The following is a 14,485-nucleotide window of genomic DNA, read 5'->3' on the forward strand; positions in this document are numbered from 1 at the left end:
TTTTTTCGTCGTTTAAATGAATAATATGTTTAACTTTTGCGTAACAATTGGCCTGGGGCACGTTATTTCTGCATGTTTATTGACTTTGCTTAACTTATCGCCTGTTTGAAATCGTTACATTCCACGCTCGATTATTTTTCAAAACTGTAATTAAATTACATTAATCTTAATGATATTCATTTCGATCTACGGGTAAGAGTTAATATGCAACTTCATGAGCTGGTCAACACTATTGGGCAAGACTTACAACGTCGTTACGGAGAAAAGGTCCACAAGCTGACTTTGCACGGCGGTTTTAGCTGTCCCAATCGCGATGGCACCATAGGTCGCGGCGGTTGTACGTTTTGCAATGTAGCGTCATTTGCAGACGAAGAGGCTCAAGTAAAAAGCATTCATGATCAGTTGATTGATCGCGCAGGTGAGATTGATCGAGCGAAGAAATATCTCGCTTACTTTCAAGCCTACACCAGCACATATGCAGAAGTTCAAGTTCTGAAGAACATGTATGAGGAAGCATTAAAAGCGGCGGACATCGTTGGTTTATGTGTCGGTACTCGTCCCGATTGCGTGCCTGATGCGGTGCTAGATCTATTATCTGGCTATGTCGAGCAGGGATACGAGATTTGGTTGGAATTAGGGCTGCAGACTGCAAATAATCAGACGCTGAAACGTATTAACCGTGGTCATGACTTTAAATGCTATGCCGAGATTACCCAGCGAGCTCGCGCGTTAGGGATCAAGGTTTGTACACATTTAATTGTCGGTTTACCCAAAGAGACGCGAGAAGATAACGTCGCTACGATGGAGCAAGTAGTGGCGGTCGGGACCGATGGTATTAAGTTGCATGGCTTACACATTGTTGAAGGCAGTACCATGGCCAAGGCTTGGAAAGCAGGGCGACTGGAAGCACCTGAGCTTGACGAGTATGTCTCAATTGCCAGTGAAATGATCCGCATGACGCCACCAGAGGTGGTTTATCACCGTGTCTCCTCAGCGGCGAGAAGGCCAACGTTACTTGCGCCATTATGGTGTGAAAATCGCTGGTTAGCTATGACTGAGATTGGCCGCGCTTTGAACCGTGATGGGGCTCAGGGGACACTAATCAATCAAGCGTTTATATATACAAAACCAATATTAAAGGCTGAATAGTAAGCAATAAGCTGATATCTTTTGTACCCTTACAATGGGTATGTCATAGAGTTTGAGTGTTGGGATGGAGCAGGTATTAGTTTGGTTGTGGGATACGACCCACGGGCATGGTTTTGATCTTGTTATCATCTTACTCGCAATTATTACTACTGCAGCGATCTACGCTCGTAACCAAGCTCATTTAGTTGAGCTTTTGGTCACCACCCCCAATGCTTTACTTCTTATCGATAGCAAGAGCGGTGAATTGCTGCTGGCCAACTCGGTCGCGAGCCAAGTACTTGGCGTTCGTCGGGTTGGCAATAATTTCATGTTACCTGACCTTGTTACCCCGCAGTTTTTACTGACGTCTGTATCACCATTCACTGGACGCTTTTTCTCAGCTCACACCATCAGTTGGCCGCTATCAAAAAGCCGTAGAATTGAGTTGGATGTGGTTGGGCGTAAGACAATTTTCCGCCGTCGAAGTGCTTGGCTGCTCTACTTTTCTACCCACCAGGAAACGGATGCAGAATTAAAGAATCAAGTGAACTCTTTATCGATAGTAAAGAGTGCCTTCGACAATTTATCTGAACTGATTTTTATTAAAGATAAAGATGGTCAGATTATTTCAAGTAACCGAGCTTTCCAGCGCTTTTGGCATAATCGCGAAGATGAGGGCGTTGCCGATATTGAAGGGGTGATTAAGGGGCGTGCCAGTAAACGACGTTGGACCGTCACGCCGGATGGCCGAAGTTGTCTGCTTGAGAGTTACCAAAGCGCACTGATCTCGGCTAATGGCGAGAAAATCGGTACGCTGGGTATTAGTCATGATGTGACCGATTGGCATGATATGCAAAAGAGTCTGCGTGATGAGATGGAAAAGCGTAAGGATACTGAGGTAGCACTGGCTCAGCGTGATACGATTTTACAAAACATCTTAGAATCTAGCCCTGACTCTATTGGTATCTTTAACGAGAATATGGTTTACCAAGCGTGTAATCAGCCTTTTGTTAAAGCGCTTGGCATTGCTGAAGTGGATGATCTTATTGGTAAGCGTTTGCAAGACGTGATCCCTAATGAGTCATACAGCCGCTTATCCGAAACCGATAACAAGGTCCTACATGAAGGCAAATCCCTGCGTTATATCGACCGCGTGGTAAACAGTAATGGCCAGTTCATTTGGTACGATGTGGTTAAATCTCCATTTAGAGACCCTGCATCGGGGACAAATGGGGTGCTGGTGATGGCCCGTGATGTATCGGAGCGATACCTAGCGGAGCAGAAACTTGAAGAAGCCAACCAAGAGCTAGAAAGACTCAGTTTCATCGATAGCCTGACACAAATTGCCAATCGCCGCCGTTTTGATGAGCAGCTCGATACATTGTGGCATATCCATATTCGCGAGCAGAAACCAATGACGGTGATGCTTTGTGACATCGACTACTTCAAAGGTTTCAATGATTTTTATGGCCACCAACGCGGTGATGAAGCGTTGATCAAAGTAGCAGAGGTGTTCAAAAAGGTACTGCCTCGCTCAAGCGACAGTGTTGCTCGTTATGGTGGTGAGGAGTTTGCTTTTATTTTGCCTAACACTACCTCGGAAGGGGCGAAGAAAGTGGCTGAGCGTATCCACCAAGGTGTCGCTGAGTTAGCGCTGGCGCATAATACTTCTAAAGTCTCCGACATCGTCACGGCCAGTATTGGTCTTGTTTCTATTGTTCCTCAGCCTCTTGATAATAGTGAGTCCATCGTTGCCTTGGCAGACAGTGCGCTCTATCAGGCCAAAGCGAATGGGCGCAACCAAACCTGTATGCATCACACATCAGAGAATTAACGTTTTGTTCGTTAAGGATTCTTTTAGCTGTCGCTAGGTAAAACAGGTAGAATTTATCTATCGTTTTTTCGCGGAGCTTTCAATGAAACCGATAAAAAATCTCGCCCAGTATTATGTCGACCTTTTGGTTAAATTGGGTATTCTGCGTTTCTCCATCTTACTTGCTTTGGCTTTGGTTGCGCTTGCGGTCGTTGTTCAAGTGGGTATCACGCTTGTTCTCAATGGTCATGTGGATGATATCGATATTGTCCGCTCTGTCTTCTTTGGCCTACTTATCACCCCTTGGGCAGTCTATTTTCTTTCGGTGGTTGTCGATCAGTTGGAAGAGTCCCGTCAGCGTCTTTCTAAATTGGTTTCAAAACTCAAGGATATGCGTTCGCGCGACCAAGAACTGAATAACCAATTGCAGCAGAACATTGCCAAGCTCAATCAAGAGATTGAAGAGCGTATCAAGGCTGAAGAAGCGCGCGAAGAAGCGATGAAAGATTTGGAAAATGAGGTCTATCAGCGCGAAAAAACCCAGGTAGAACTCGCGGAGCGTACCGCCTTGCTGCGTTCTTTTATCGATGCTTCACCGGATTTGATCTATTACCGCAATGCCGAAGGTGTCTTCTCTGGCTGTAACAGAGCGATGGAAGAGCTGACGGGTAAGAAAGAAAGCCAATTGGTTGGTCTAACGCCTTGGGATGTCTATAGCAAAGAAGTCGCCCAGCAAATTGTTGATACCGACCAAAAAGTATTCTCAGACAACCAAGCATTAACTTATGAGCAATGGTTGGAGTACCCTGATGGACGCCGCAATTACTTTGAACTGCGTAAGGTGCCTTTCTACAGCAAAGATGGCCGCCACCTGGGCTTAGTTGGCTTTGGCCGTGACATTACCGAGCGTAAGCGCCATGAAGAGTCACTAGAAAAAGCCAGCCGCGATAAAACCACTTTCATCTCGACTATTAGCCATGAACTGCGAACGCCGTTAAACGGTATCGTCGGTTTAAGCCGTATGCTGCTGGATACGCAAATGACTCAAGAGCAGCGTAGCCACATGCAAACCATCAACGTCAGTGCGATTACGCTTGGCAATATCTTTAACGATATCATCGATATGGATAAATTTGACCGCCGTAAACTGGAGCTTTTCCCGTCAGCGCTCAATTTTGGAGAGTTTGTCGCAGAGATGGAGAGCATTTCCGCGCTGATGGCGTCACAGAAGGGGTTGCGTTTTGATCTCGAAAGATTGAGCGAACTGCCAAGCGGAATTGAGGTTGATGCAACACGCTTACGTCAGGTGCTTTGGAACCTTATCAGCAATGCGATGAAGTTTACTAAAGAGGGCGGGGTGGTCATGACCGTCAGCTCTGAAGTGATTGATGAACATGCTCATATCATTATGGAAATCGAAGACAGCGGTATTGGTATTCCAGAAGCTGAGCTGGATAAGATCTTCGCCATGTACTACCAAGTGAAATCTGGCAAAGACAACTTGCATGCAGTGGGCACCGGCATTGGCTTAGCGGTATCTAAGCAACTGATCAACATGATGGATGGTGATATTACCGTTTCGAGCGAAGAAGGTTTTGGTAGTACCTTTACCGTGACTATTCGTGTGCCATTGGCTGAAGTTGAATTGCCTCAATCGGTGGCTTCACTGCAATCGCAAGAACTGAACATCTTTATGGTTGAAGATATTGAACTCAACATCACTGTGGCTCGTTCGTTACTGGAGAGCATGGGTCATGAAGTGTCAGTCGCGATGAATGGCGCTGAAGCAATGGAGATGTTTGATCCTGAAATCTACGATTTGGTGTTCCTTGATATCCAATTGCCTGATATGACCGGTTTTGATATTGCCGAGTACTTCCGCCGCACTTACTCAGATCTTCCGCCGCTGGTGGCACTGACGGCAAATGTATTGAAGAATAAGCAAGAATATCTTGAAAGAGGTATGGATGACGCCATCAGTAAGCCGCTCTCAGTGACAGCAGTGCAGGATGTATTAGCCAAGTTTACTCAGGGTGAAACAGAAGCGGTCATAGCGCAGGCTGAGGTGGCTGAAACTGTCCCTGAAGGCGGCTCGATATACGCCCGATTACTTGATCTAGAAATGCTTGAATCTTACGTCAGTATTGTTGGTTCGCAACCAGTGCTAGATAGTATTCAAATGTTTGAAGATATGATGCCTGACTATCTACAAGTGCTTGATTCTAATATGGTCGCAAGACACCAAGAAGGGATTGTCTCTGAAGCGCACAAAATTAAAGGTGCTGCGGGTTCAATTGGTTTGAAACATATTCAAAGAGTGGCCCAGAAAGCGCAATCGCCGGATTTACCTGCTTGGTGGGAAAATATCGATGATTGGGTTGAAGAAATGAAGAATGAGTATGAAAATGATATTCAAATACTCAAAGAATGGCTCAATAACAACACAGGTAAATAAAATGAAAAAAGTAGCATTAGTTTCGCTCGGTGTCGCTTTGTTGGCCGGTTGTGCGACTCAGCAAGTGGGCTGGGAGCAAGATAATCAAGCAGTGATTGCGGAGTCAACAGTAACGCTTAAGAGTAACCTTTGGTTGAACAAAATGCCGACCATCGGCGAAGTGCAAGATAATACCTTGCATGGCGCACTCTATTTAGAGTCAGACTCAACGTTACCTGCTGAGTTAGATGTCGAGAATATTTCGATTCAGCAAGGTGATGAGACTTGGGTAATTGATGGCGATTTGCTTGAGATGCGCACCCATAGCCCGAATCAGTGGGAAGTGGTGTTTGTTTGGCAATTCCCAGTCGACCCTAACCAACCTGTTAACGTTGCTTTGCTGCTTAATAACAACGACAAAGTTGAGTGGCTAGTTGAGAACAACGTTCAGATTGATACTGTTTACTGATCGTTGATAAAACATCTTCGATGTTAAAAAAGGCTGACCCCATACGGAGTCAGCCTTTTTCACGTAAAGCCAATAGAATTACTGATTAGCTTTTCTTAAGACCAGCGTTGATATCTAGGATATCTTGCTCGCTTAGTGTACCTACTGCTTGACGTAGCTGTAGGACACTTAGGATGTAGTCGTAACGCGCGTTTGATAGGCTCTTGTTCGCATCGTAAAGGCGACGAGTCGAATCAAGTACGTCAACGATAGTACGTGTACCTACATCGAAGCCTGCTTCTGTCGCTTCTAGTGCTGATTGAGCTGAAACTACCGTTTGCTCATACGCACGTAGTGCACCGATTGAAGCGTTGATGTTGTTATTAAATGCACGAACATCTTTAACTACACTGCGGTATGTTGCTTCTAGATCTTGGCTTGCTGCAACATAGCTGAATTCAGCTTGTTTGGTTTGTGAGCTAATGTTACCACCAGTGTATAGTGGAACCACTAGGTTCACGCCAACGTTGAAGTCGTTGTAGTCACCTACAAAGCCTGCGTTATCATTGCTTTCATCGCCGTAGTTGTAGCCACCATCTAAGGTTAGAGATGGTAAGTGGCCTGAACTTGCCAGTGAAATGTTATCTTTCGCTACGTCTTGAGCGATACGCGCAGACAGTAGGCTTAGGTTTTTCTGCTGAGCTTCATCGACTAGCGCGTCGATTGCTGTCGAAGTTTTGCTTGCAGAGAAACGTTTAGTATCAAGCACATCTAAGTTCGAGTGTTCTTGACCAGTAATCTCACGTAGACCTTCATAGCTGTTCACTAGGTCATTTTGCGCTAATACTTCATCAGCGAGTACTGCATCGTATTGTGCTTGCGCATCATGTACGTCGGTGATTGCCGATAGACCCACTTCAAAACGTTGCTTAGTTTGTTCTAGCTGACGGCCAACTGCCGCTTTTTCTGCTTGAACAAATTCAAGGTTGTCTTGAGCACGCAGTACATCGAAGTATGCCGTTGAAACTCGTAGAATCAATGCTTGTTGGTTTGCAGCGTAAGAAGCGTCTGCTTGGCGAGCACTCTTTTCAGAGATATCCAAAGTCAGCCAGCTTGAACGTTGGTAAAGTTCTTGAGAGAAGTTAATTCCTGCTGTGAGCTTATCACTTTCTCTTTGATCAACATCACTTCGGTTGATGTTGTAACCCGCAGTTAAGTTAATCTGCGGTAGCAAAGATGAACGACTAGAAGTCACTGACTCAAATGCGGCATCACGCTGAGCAGCTGCGCTAAGTAGCGTAGGGTCGTTTTCTTTCGCTTGATTATAAATGTCTGCCAGTGTGTCAGCGAAAGCGTTAGTGCTTAGTCCGCCTAGTGCTGCACTGATAAATAGTGGAAGCAGTTTCTTCATTAGTCCTATTCCTGCCAAAATATGAAAAAGGTGTCTCATCGGGAGTTTAACTCAATTGATGGGAAATCACTCTATACTTTGCAAAGTTTTACACTTAACTGTCCACTTGTACAATAAATTTAATTCATCAATTTAACTGAATCTATAAAAATTGTATAAAAAGTTGAGCCATGCCCTTGGAAGTTAAGCTTTTGTCTGAGTAAACTATAAGATTCACTCAGAGAGGTGCCAAATGCAACAGTCTGACAATCAAGATGAACAGTTTACTCGCCAAGATGTGGAAATAATCTCAAAAGAAACACTGTTTCAGGGCTTTTTTAGAATGGTTAAATATCGCTTCAAACATAGATTGTTTGAAGGTGGCTGGAGTGAGCCGATCGAGCGCGAAATGTTTGAACGTGGTCATGCTGCTGCAATGCTTCCTTATGACCCTATTCGTGATCAGGTCGTGATTATTGAACAAATTCGCGTCGGAGCAATGGAACACCAAAGCCCTTGGCAGCTTGAGATTGTCGCCGGGATGATTGACCAAGGTGAAGTTGCGGAAGACGTCGTGCGCCGCGAAGCAGTTGAAGAAGCAGGAATTGAAGTCGGGTTATTGGAAAAAGTGACCTCTTACTACCCTTCTTCAGGCGGCTGTTCTGAGATGCTGGATGTGTTTGTTGGCCAAGTCGATGCGAGCACAGCGTATGGCGTTCATGGTTTAGACTATGAAGGGGAGGATATTCGTGTTCACGTTATGTCTCGTCAACAAGCTTACCAGTGGTTTATCGATGGGAAATTTGAAAATGGCGCCTCTATCATTGCTTTGCAGTGGCTAGAGCTCAATCATCAACGTTTGAAAGAAGAATGGAACAAGTAGCAATTAAGAAACCGTATCATGTTGATTTATCTGATTTGATGCGGACATATGAAACAAACTACGCCAAATTGAATGCTTTGCTGCCTAATCAGCCGAGTGTCGATGACGTACGTTGCTACCAAGCGGCCAATATGACCTACCAAATTCAAGTGGTCGAAGTCACAAAGTACACAACTTTGGTCGATATTTGTCAAAGTGATGACGTTCCAGTATTTCCATTACCTACGATGTCTGTCAGGCTCTACCACGATGCTCGCGTAGCAGAAGTATGCGCTTGTGACCATCTGAAACGTGTGAATGCCCGATACGATTATCCAAATGAGAAAATGCTCCAACAAGATGAAAAGGTCCAGCTCAACCGCTTCTTAGGTGATTGGCTTTCATTTTGTTTAAGACAGGGTATTAGTCGCACCCCATTGAATATTTAGGGTTTGTTTTGAAAGTTACGTCTATTTCATCAGATCAAGACAGCATCAAGCTGCTACAAATTACCGACACTCATTTGTTTGAGCCGTTGGACGGTAGCTTGTTAAGTGTCAAAACTCTCGACAGCTTTCATGCAGTTGTCGATGCAATTGTTGATAGTGGAGCAAGCTTTGATGCGATGCTCTCAACTGGTGATATCTCCCAAGACCATAGTGCGATCTCTTATCAGCACTTTGAACAAGGCATCGAAAAGCTTGAACTGCCATGCTTCTGGTTGCCGGGGAACCATGATTTTAAGCCGAGTATGAACTCGGTGCTACCTTCTACTCAGATTCAGCAAGTTGAACACGTGTTACTTGGCGAACACTGGCAAATGGTGCTGCTCGACTCTCAAGTTGTCGGTGTACCACACGGTTTCTTAACTGAGCAGCAGTTAACCTTGCTCGATGAAAAGCTGGCCGAGTACCCTGAACGTAATACTTTGGTCTTGCTTCACCATCACCCGATCTTGGTCGGCAGTCGTTGGCTCGATCAGCATACACTTAAAGAAGCTGACAGCTTTTGGCGTGTGGTTGAAAAGCATAACAACGTAAAAGCGGTGGTGTGTGGTCATGTTCATCAAGATATGAACGTGATGCATAAAGGCGTCCAAGTGATGTCGACGCCATCAACCTGCGTTCAGTTTAAACCTAACTGTGATGACTTTTCTCTCGATAGCTTATCACCAGGCTGGCGTGAGCTAGAACTGCACAACGATGGCTCAGTCTCTACCGAGGTGAAACGTTTAAAACCAGGCAGTTTCCAACCCGACTTTAATTCAGCAGGCTACTAATGAAACCGTCATTGCTACTTTATATCCATGGCTTTAACAGCTCGCCTTTATCGCATAAAGCGAACGTAATGAAAGCGTACTGCGAAGCACAAAGGCCAGATATCAAAGTAGTCATCCCGCGTTTGCCGTGCTTTCCGCAGTCGGCTTCTGCACTGCTGCTTGATATCGTTAATCAATATAAAGATGACTATCGTATCGGATTGGTGGGCAGTTCTCTCGGTGGCTATATGTCAATGTGGCTTAATGCTCAGTTTGGCTTTAAAGCGGTGGTGGTCAACCCTGCGGTAAAACCTTACGAGTTACTGGTCGACTTTCTTGGTGAGCAAGAAAACCCATATACCAACGAGAAGTACTTGCTCGAAGCTGTGCATATTGATGAGCTCAAAGCGTTAGATACACCATCGATTGCATCCCCGTCTGACTTTTGGCTATTGCAGCAAGTGGAAGATGAAGTTCTTGATTATCGCCAAGCCGTGACACATTTTTCCGGTGCTAGACAAACGGTAGAAGAAGGGGGGGATCATAGCTTTGTTGACTTCGAACGTTACCCTGCACAAATCATCGAATTCTTACAACTCTGACTCTCATTGAGGGAAGAGTCATAATTTTACTTGTTACTTACTTATCTCTCTTGACATAATTAGGTCTGTTCCAGACTATGTTTCTCCTGTGCTAAGCAGGATTTAAAGCGATTCGAATTTGTTCGCACTCTCAATGAGTAAAAATCATTGAGCATATATTTACCTGCCTGTTTAGCTACTCCATTTATTCTTTATAAAGATATTCCGTATTATGACTGAACAATATAATGCGAAAGACCTTTCGGTTCTTGAAGGTCTTGACCCAGTACGACATCGTCCTGGCATGTATACCGAGACAGAGCGTCCAAACCATCTTGCACAAGAGGTTATTGATAACTCGGTCGATGAAGCACTTGCTGGGCATGCAAAAAAGATCAAAGTCATTCTCCATGCTGACCAATCACTAGAAGTGATCGATGATGGTCGAGGCATGCCGGTTGATATTCACCCTGAGAAAGGTATCTCAGGTGTCGAACTTATTATGACCAAGCTACATGCTGGTGGTAAGTTCTCTAACGACAACTATAAGTTTTCTGGCGGTCTACACGGCGTTGGTATCTCAGTAGTAAATGCGCTCTCTAAGCGCGTTGAAGTGACGGTGAGACGTGGCGGTGAAATTCATGAAATTGCTTTTGAAGGCGGTAACGCAGTCACTGAACTTACTGTGACTGGCACTTGTGGTCACCGCAATACCGGTACTTCGGTACATTTCTGGCCAGACGCAAAATACTTCGATAGCTACAAATTCTCCGCGTTACGCTTGGTGAACAACCTGCGTGCGAAAGCGGTTCTTTGTCCTGGGTTAGAGATTACCTTCAGCGACAAAGTGAATAACGAAGAGCATAAGTGGTTCTACGAAGATGGCCTAAAAGACTACCTTTCTGAAGGGGTTAAAGGCTATGAAGTTCTCCCTGTTGAACCGTATATCGGTGAGTTTACCGCTGATACTGAGATGGCAACGTGGGCGGTGATCTGGCAGCCAGAAGGCGGCGAGATGATCACAGAAAGTTACGTTAACTTGGTCCCAACCAAGCAAGGTGGTACGCACGTTAACGGTCTACGCCAAGGTCTACTTGATGCGATGCGTGAGTTCTGTGAGTTCCGTAACTTGCTTCCTCGCGGGGTTAAGCTAACTGGTGACGATATCTTTGACCGCTGTTCTTACGTTTTATCGGTGAAGATGCAAGATCCTCAGTTTGCCGGTCAAACTAAAGAGCGTCTCTCATCGCGTCAAACAGCAGCGTTTGTTTCTGGCGTCGTAAAAGATGCCTTCAGCTTGTGGTTAAACGAAAAACCGCAACTTGCTGAACAACTGGCAGAAGTGTGTATTGCTAATGCTCACCGCCGTATGCGCGCAAGCAAGAAAGTTGTGCGTAAGAAGGTGGCATCAGGCCCTGCACTGCCAGGCAAGCTGACAGACTGTTCTGTGCAAGATTTAAATCGCACTGAAATCTTCTTTGTCGAGGGTGACTCGGCAGGCGGCTCAGCGAAACAAGCCCGTGATCGTGAGTTCCAAGCTGTGATGCCACTGCGTGGTAAGATCTTGAACACATGGGAAGTCTCTGCAGACCAGGTACTCGCTTCTCAAGAAGTGCATGACATTTCGGTGGCGCTGGGCATCGACCCTGATAACGATAATCTCGATGGCTTACGTTACGGCAAAGTCTGTATCCTTGCCGATGCGGACTCGGATGGTCTACACATCGCGACGCTATTATGTGCTCTGTTTACTCGTCACTTCCGCGCGCTAGTGGAAGCGGGTCATATCTATGTTGCGATGCCTCCTCTGTACCGTATCGACTGCGGCAAAGAAGTGTTCTATGCCCTAGATGATGATGAGAAAGAGGGCATCTTAGAGCGCCTATCGAAGAAAAAAGCCAAAATCAACGTGCAGCGATTCAAAGGTCTGGGTGAGATGAACCCACTTCAGCTGCGTGAAACAACCATGGATCCAAATACTCGCCGTCTGGTTCAATTAACCATTGATGACAATGAGCAGACCATGGAAATGATGGATATGTTGCTAGGTAAGAAGCGTGCGGATGACCGCCGTCACTGGCTGCAATCTAACGGTGATATGGCAGAGGTTTAATGAATGTCTAGTGAGATTACATACGATGGCGTTGAACAGTTGCCGATGCGCAAGTTCACTGAAGACGCTTATCTGAATTACTCGATGTACGTAATTATGGACCGCGCGTTGCCATACATTGGCGATGGTTTGAAGCCGGTTCAACGACGTATTATTTACGCAATGTCGGAGCTTGGTCTCTCGGCAGCAGCAAAATACAAGAAATCAGCACGTACCGTTGGTGACGTGTTAGGTAAATACCATCCACACGGCGACTCAGCGTGTTATGAAGCGATGGTATTAATGGCACAACCATTCTCTTACCGTTACCCATTAGTAGACGGTCAAGGTAACTGGGGTGCGCCAGACGATCCTAAATCTTTTGCCGCGATGCGTTATACCGAAGCGAAACTGTCTAAGTTTGCTGAAGTACTGCTAGGTGAACTTGGCCAAGGTACGGTCGAGTGGCAGCCTAACTTTGACGGCACAATGAAAGAGCCGCAAATGTTACCTGCGCGCCTACCGCACATTCTACTGAATGGTGTGACCGGTATCGCCGTAGGTATGGCTACTGATATTCCACCTCACAACGTGCGTGAAGTGGCCGATGCTGCGATTCACTTGATCGATCATCCTAAAGCAGAACTGCCGGATGTGATGAACTTTGTCCAAGGTCCTGATTACCCGACCGAAGCAGAGATCATTTCACCTAAAGCGGATCTTGAGAAGATCTACCGCACTGGTCGCGGCAGTATCAAGATGCGTGCGGTCTGGCATAAAGAAGGTTCTGATATTGTTATCACTGCTTTGCCACACCAAGTGTCGGGCGCGAAATTGCTAGAGCAGATCGCTAACCAAATGCGCGCGAAAAAGCTGCCAATGGTGGATGATCTGCGTGATGAGTCGGATCACGAGAACCCAACGCGTATTGTTGTTGTGCCTCGTTCAAACCGAATCGACTGTGATCAGTTGATGAACCACCTGTTTGCGTCAACGGATTTAGAGAAAAATTTCCGTGTAAACCTGAACATGATTGGTCTCGACAATCGCCCACAGGTGAAAGGTCTGGTACAGATTCTTTCTGAGTGGATTGAGTTCCGTCGCACTACCGTTCGTCGTCGTTTACAGTACCGTCTTGATAAAGTGATGGCGCGTTTGCACATCCTTGAAGGTTTGTTGATTGCGTATCTAAACCTTGATGAAGTGATCGAGATCATCCGTACTGAAGATGATCCTAAAGCGGTGCTGATGGCACGCTTTGGCATTACCGAAATTCAAGCGGATGCGATTCTAGATACCAAACTTCGTCACCTAGCCAAGCTAGAAGAGATGAAGATCCGTGGCGAGCAAGATGAGCTTGAAAAAGAGCGTGAGAAGCTAGAGAAGTTACTTGGCTCTGAGCGTCGCATGAATACCTTACTGAAGAAAGAGATTCAAGCTGACGCTGATAAGTATGGTGATGATCGTCGTTCTCCTCTGATTGAGCGTGCTGAAGCGAAGGCACTGACTGAACGCGATCTAGTGCCAAGTGAACCAATTACCGTTGTTCTATCAGAGAAAGGCTGGATTCGTCACGCGAAAGGGCATGATGTTGATGCTGAAGGGTTAAACTACAAGTCTGGTGACAACTACCTTGCTCATGCGCGCGGTAAGAGTAGCCAGCAAGCGGTATTCCTTGGTAATGATGGCCGAAGCTACTCGCTAGAATCTCATTCTCTGCCATCTGCACGTAGCCAAGGTGAACCAATTACGGGTCGTCTTAACATCAATGCAGGCACCAGTATTCGCCATGTTGTGATGGGTGAAGAAGAGCAGCTATGGTTGATCGGTTCTGATGCTGGTTATGGCTTTGTGTGTAAGGGCAGTGACTTACTGTCTAAGAACAAGAGTGGTAAGGCATTGGTGACACTGCCTGCTAATTCTGAAGTCATTTCTCCGCAAACCATTAGTAACTTAGATACAGATGAAATCCTAACGATTACTAACCAAGGCCGAATGCTGCTGTTCCCAATTAAGGATCTGCCACAGCTAGGTAAAGGTAAGGGTAATAAGATCATCAACATTCCAGCTGCGAAGGCGAAAGAGCGTGAAGAGTATGTCTCTCACTTAATCTCTTTGCCACAGGGTAGTTCGGTGACCTTGTATGCTGGTAAGCGTAAGTTGGGACTTAAAGCGTCCGATCTAGAGAACTTCCGTGGTGAACGTGGTCGTCGCGGCGGTCTGTTGCCAAGGGGCTTGCAGCGAGTGACGCGCATAGAGATAGAGTCAGCGGGTGAAAGCTCAGATTCAGAAGAGTCTCAAGAATCCTAACAAAAACCCCATGCCAAGGCATTAATGCCGATCGGTTTAGAGACTTGAATGATCTTCGGGTCGTATGATAATCCCCACTAACAAAGTTAGTGGGGATTTTTTATGTTGGCTCAAGAATTAGTACTGGCTCATGAAACGATTGAAGATGCTACAGACTATGAGTCTGTCG

General features: G+C 45.8%; 11 protein-coding genes. 10 read left to right on the top strand and 1 reads right to left on the bottom strand.

What is annotated here, in order from left to right; translation table 11 throughout:
• Window positions 1–204: 204 nt before the first annotated feature.
• The 4 genes from mnmL (at window position 205) to ELS82_RS10585 (ending at window position 5,844) form a co-directional block, all read left to right on the top strand.
• Window positions 205–1,149 (top strand): tRNA modification radical SAM protein MnmL/YtqA, encoded by a 945-nt coding sequence (mnmL, locus tag ELS82_RS10570; RefSeq protein WP_134835445.1) that lies wholly within the window; start codon window positions 205–207, stop codon window positions 1,147–1,149.
• Between the two features lie 64 nt (window positions 1,150–1,213).
• Window positions 1,214–2,962 (top strand): diguanylate cyclase domain-containing protein, encoded by a 1,749-nt coding sequence (locus tag ELS82_RS10575; RefSeq protein ID WP_134835446.1) that lies wholly within the window; start codon window positions 1,214–1,216, stop codon window positions 2,960–2,962.
• A gap of 82 nt (window positions 2,963–3,044) precedes the next feature.
• On the top strand, window positions 3,045–5,396 hold the full coding sequence (arcB, locus tag ELS82_RS10580; RefSeq protein WP_134835447.1) for an aerobic respiration two-component sensor histidine kinase ArcB: 2,352 nt from the start codon (window positions 3,045–3,047) through the stop codon (window positions 5,394–5,396).
• Between the two features lies 1 nt (window position 5,397).
• Window positions 5,398–5,844, top strand: coding sequence for a hypothetical protein (locus tag ELS82_RS10585; protein ID WP_134835448.1), 447 nt, complete (start codon window positions 5,398–5,400; stop codon window positions 5,842–5,844).
• An 85-nt stretch (window positions 5,845–5,929) separates the two neighbouring features.
• Here ELS82_RS10585 and tolC read toward each other — a convergent pair whose 3' ends face one another.
• Complete coding sequence (gene tolC / locus ELS82_RS10590) at window positions 5,930–7,234, bottom strand: outer membrane channel protein TolC (RefSeq protein ID WP_134835449.1); 1,305 nt, start codon at window positions 7,232–7,234, stop codon at window positions 5,930–5,932.
• 232 nt (window positions 7,235–7,466) lie between these two features.
• Here tolC and nudF point away from each other — a divergent pair, with 232 nt between their 5' ends.
• The 6 genes from nudF to parC all read left to right on the top strand — a co-directional run bounded on the left by nudF (window position 7,467) and on the right by parC (window position 14,316).
• Entirely contained in the window at window positions 7,467–8,096 is a 630-nt protein-coding gene (gene nudF / locus ELS82_RS10595; protein ID WP_134835450.1) for an ADP-ribose diphosphatase, read from the top strand.
• Window positions 8,084–8,524: a DUF1249 family protein gene (locus ELS82_RS10600; RefSeq protein ID WP_134835451.1), complete on the top strand. Its 441-nt coding sequence runs from the start codon at window positions 8,084–8,086 to the stop codon at window positions 8,522–8,524. The genes nudF and ELS82_RS10600 overlap by 13 nt, the downstream gene beginning before the upstream one ends.
• A gap of 8 nt (window positions 8,525–8,532) precedes the next feature.
• A complete protein-coding gene (gene cpdA / locus ELS82_RS10605) occupies window positions 8,533–9,354 on the top strand; it encodes a 3',5'-cyclic-AMP phosphodiesterase (RefSeq protein ID WP_134835452.1) in 822 nt (273 codons plus the stop codon).
• Window positions 9,354–9,935, top strand: coding sequence for an esterase YqiA (gene yqiA / locus ELS82_RS10610; protein WP_134835453.1), 582 nt, complete (start codon window positions 9,354–9,356; stop codon window positions 9,933–9,935). Before cpdA ends, yqiA begins: the two co-directional genes overlap by 1 nt.
• 211 nt (window positions 9,936–10,146) lie before the next feature.
• On the top strand, window positions 10,147–12,027 hold the full coding sequence (parE, locus tag ELS82_RS10615; RefSeq protein WP_134835454.1) for a DNA topoisomerase IV subunit B: 1,881 nt from the start codon (window positions 10,147–10,149) through the stop codon (window positions 12,025–12,027).
• A 3-nt stretch (window positions 12,028–12,030) separates the two neighbouring features.
• On the top strand, window positions 12,031–14,316 hold the full coding sequence (parC, locus tag ELS82_RS10620) for a DNA topoisomerase IV subunit A (protein ID WP_134835455.1): 2,286 nt from the start codon (window positions 12,031–12,033) through the stop codon (window positions 14,314–14,316).
• Window positions 14,317–14,485: the final 169 nt, after the last annotated feature.

Origin of the sequence: Vibrio ouci, assembly GCF_004551525.1 — a bacterium.
GTDB classification, from domain to species: Bacteria; Pseudomonadota; Gammaproteobacteria; order Enterobacterales; family Vibrionaceae; genus Vibrio; species Vibrio ouci.

Excerpts from the sequence above, each read along its gene's own strand:
- parE (WP_134835454.1), top strand. The coding sequence starts at position 10,147 with ATGACTGAACAATATAATGCGAAAGACCTTTCGGTTCTTGAAGGTCTT.
- ELS82_RS10600 (WP_134835451.1), top strand. The coding sequence starts at position 8,084 with ATGGAACAAGTAGCAATTAAGAAACCGTATCATGTTGATTTATCTGAT.
- ELS82_RS10585 (WP_134835448.1), top strand. The coding sequence starts at position 5,398 with ATGAAAAAAGTAGCATTAGTTTCGCTCGGTGTCGCTTTGTTGGCCGGT.
- yqiA (WP_134835453.1), top strand. The coding sequence starts at position 9,354 with ATGAAACCGTCATTGCTACTTTATATCCATGGCTTTAACAGCTCGCCT.
- parC (WP_134835455.1), top strand. The coding sequence starts at position 12,031 with ATGTCTAGTGAGATTACATACGATGGCGTTGAACAGTTGCCGATGCGC.
- nudF (WP_134835450.1), top strand. The coding sequence starts at position 7,467 with ATGCAACAGTCTGACAATCAAGATGAACAGTTTACTCGCCAAGATGTG.
- tolC (WP_134835449.1), bottom strand. The coding sequence starts at position 7,234 with ATGAAGAAACTGCTTCCACTATTTATCAGTGCAGCACTAGGCGGACTA.
- arcB (WP_134835447.1), top strand. The coding sequence starts at position 3,045 with ATGAAACCGATAAAAAATCTCGCCCAGTATTATGTCGACCTTTTGGTT.
- mnmL (WP_134835445.1), top strand. The coding sequence starts at position 205 with ATGCAACTTCATGAGCTGGTCAACACTATTGGGCAAGACTTACAACGT.
- ELS82_RS10575 (WP_134835446.1), top strand. The coding sequence starts at position 1,214 with ATGGAGCAGGTATTAGTTTGGTTGTGGGATACGACCCACGGGCATGGT.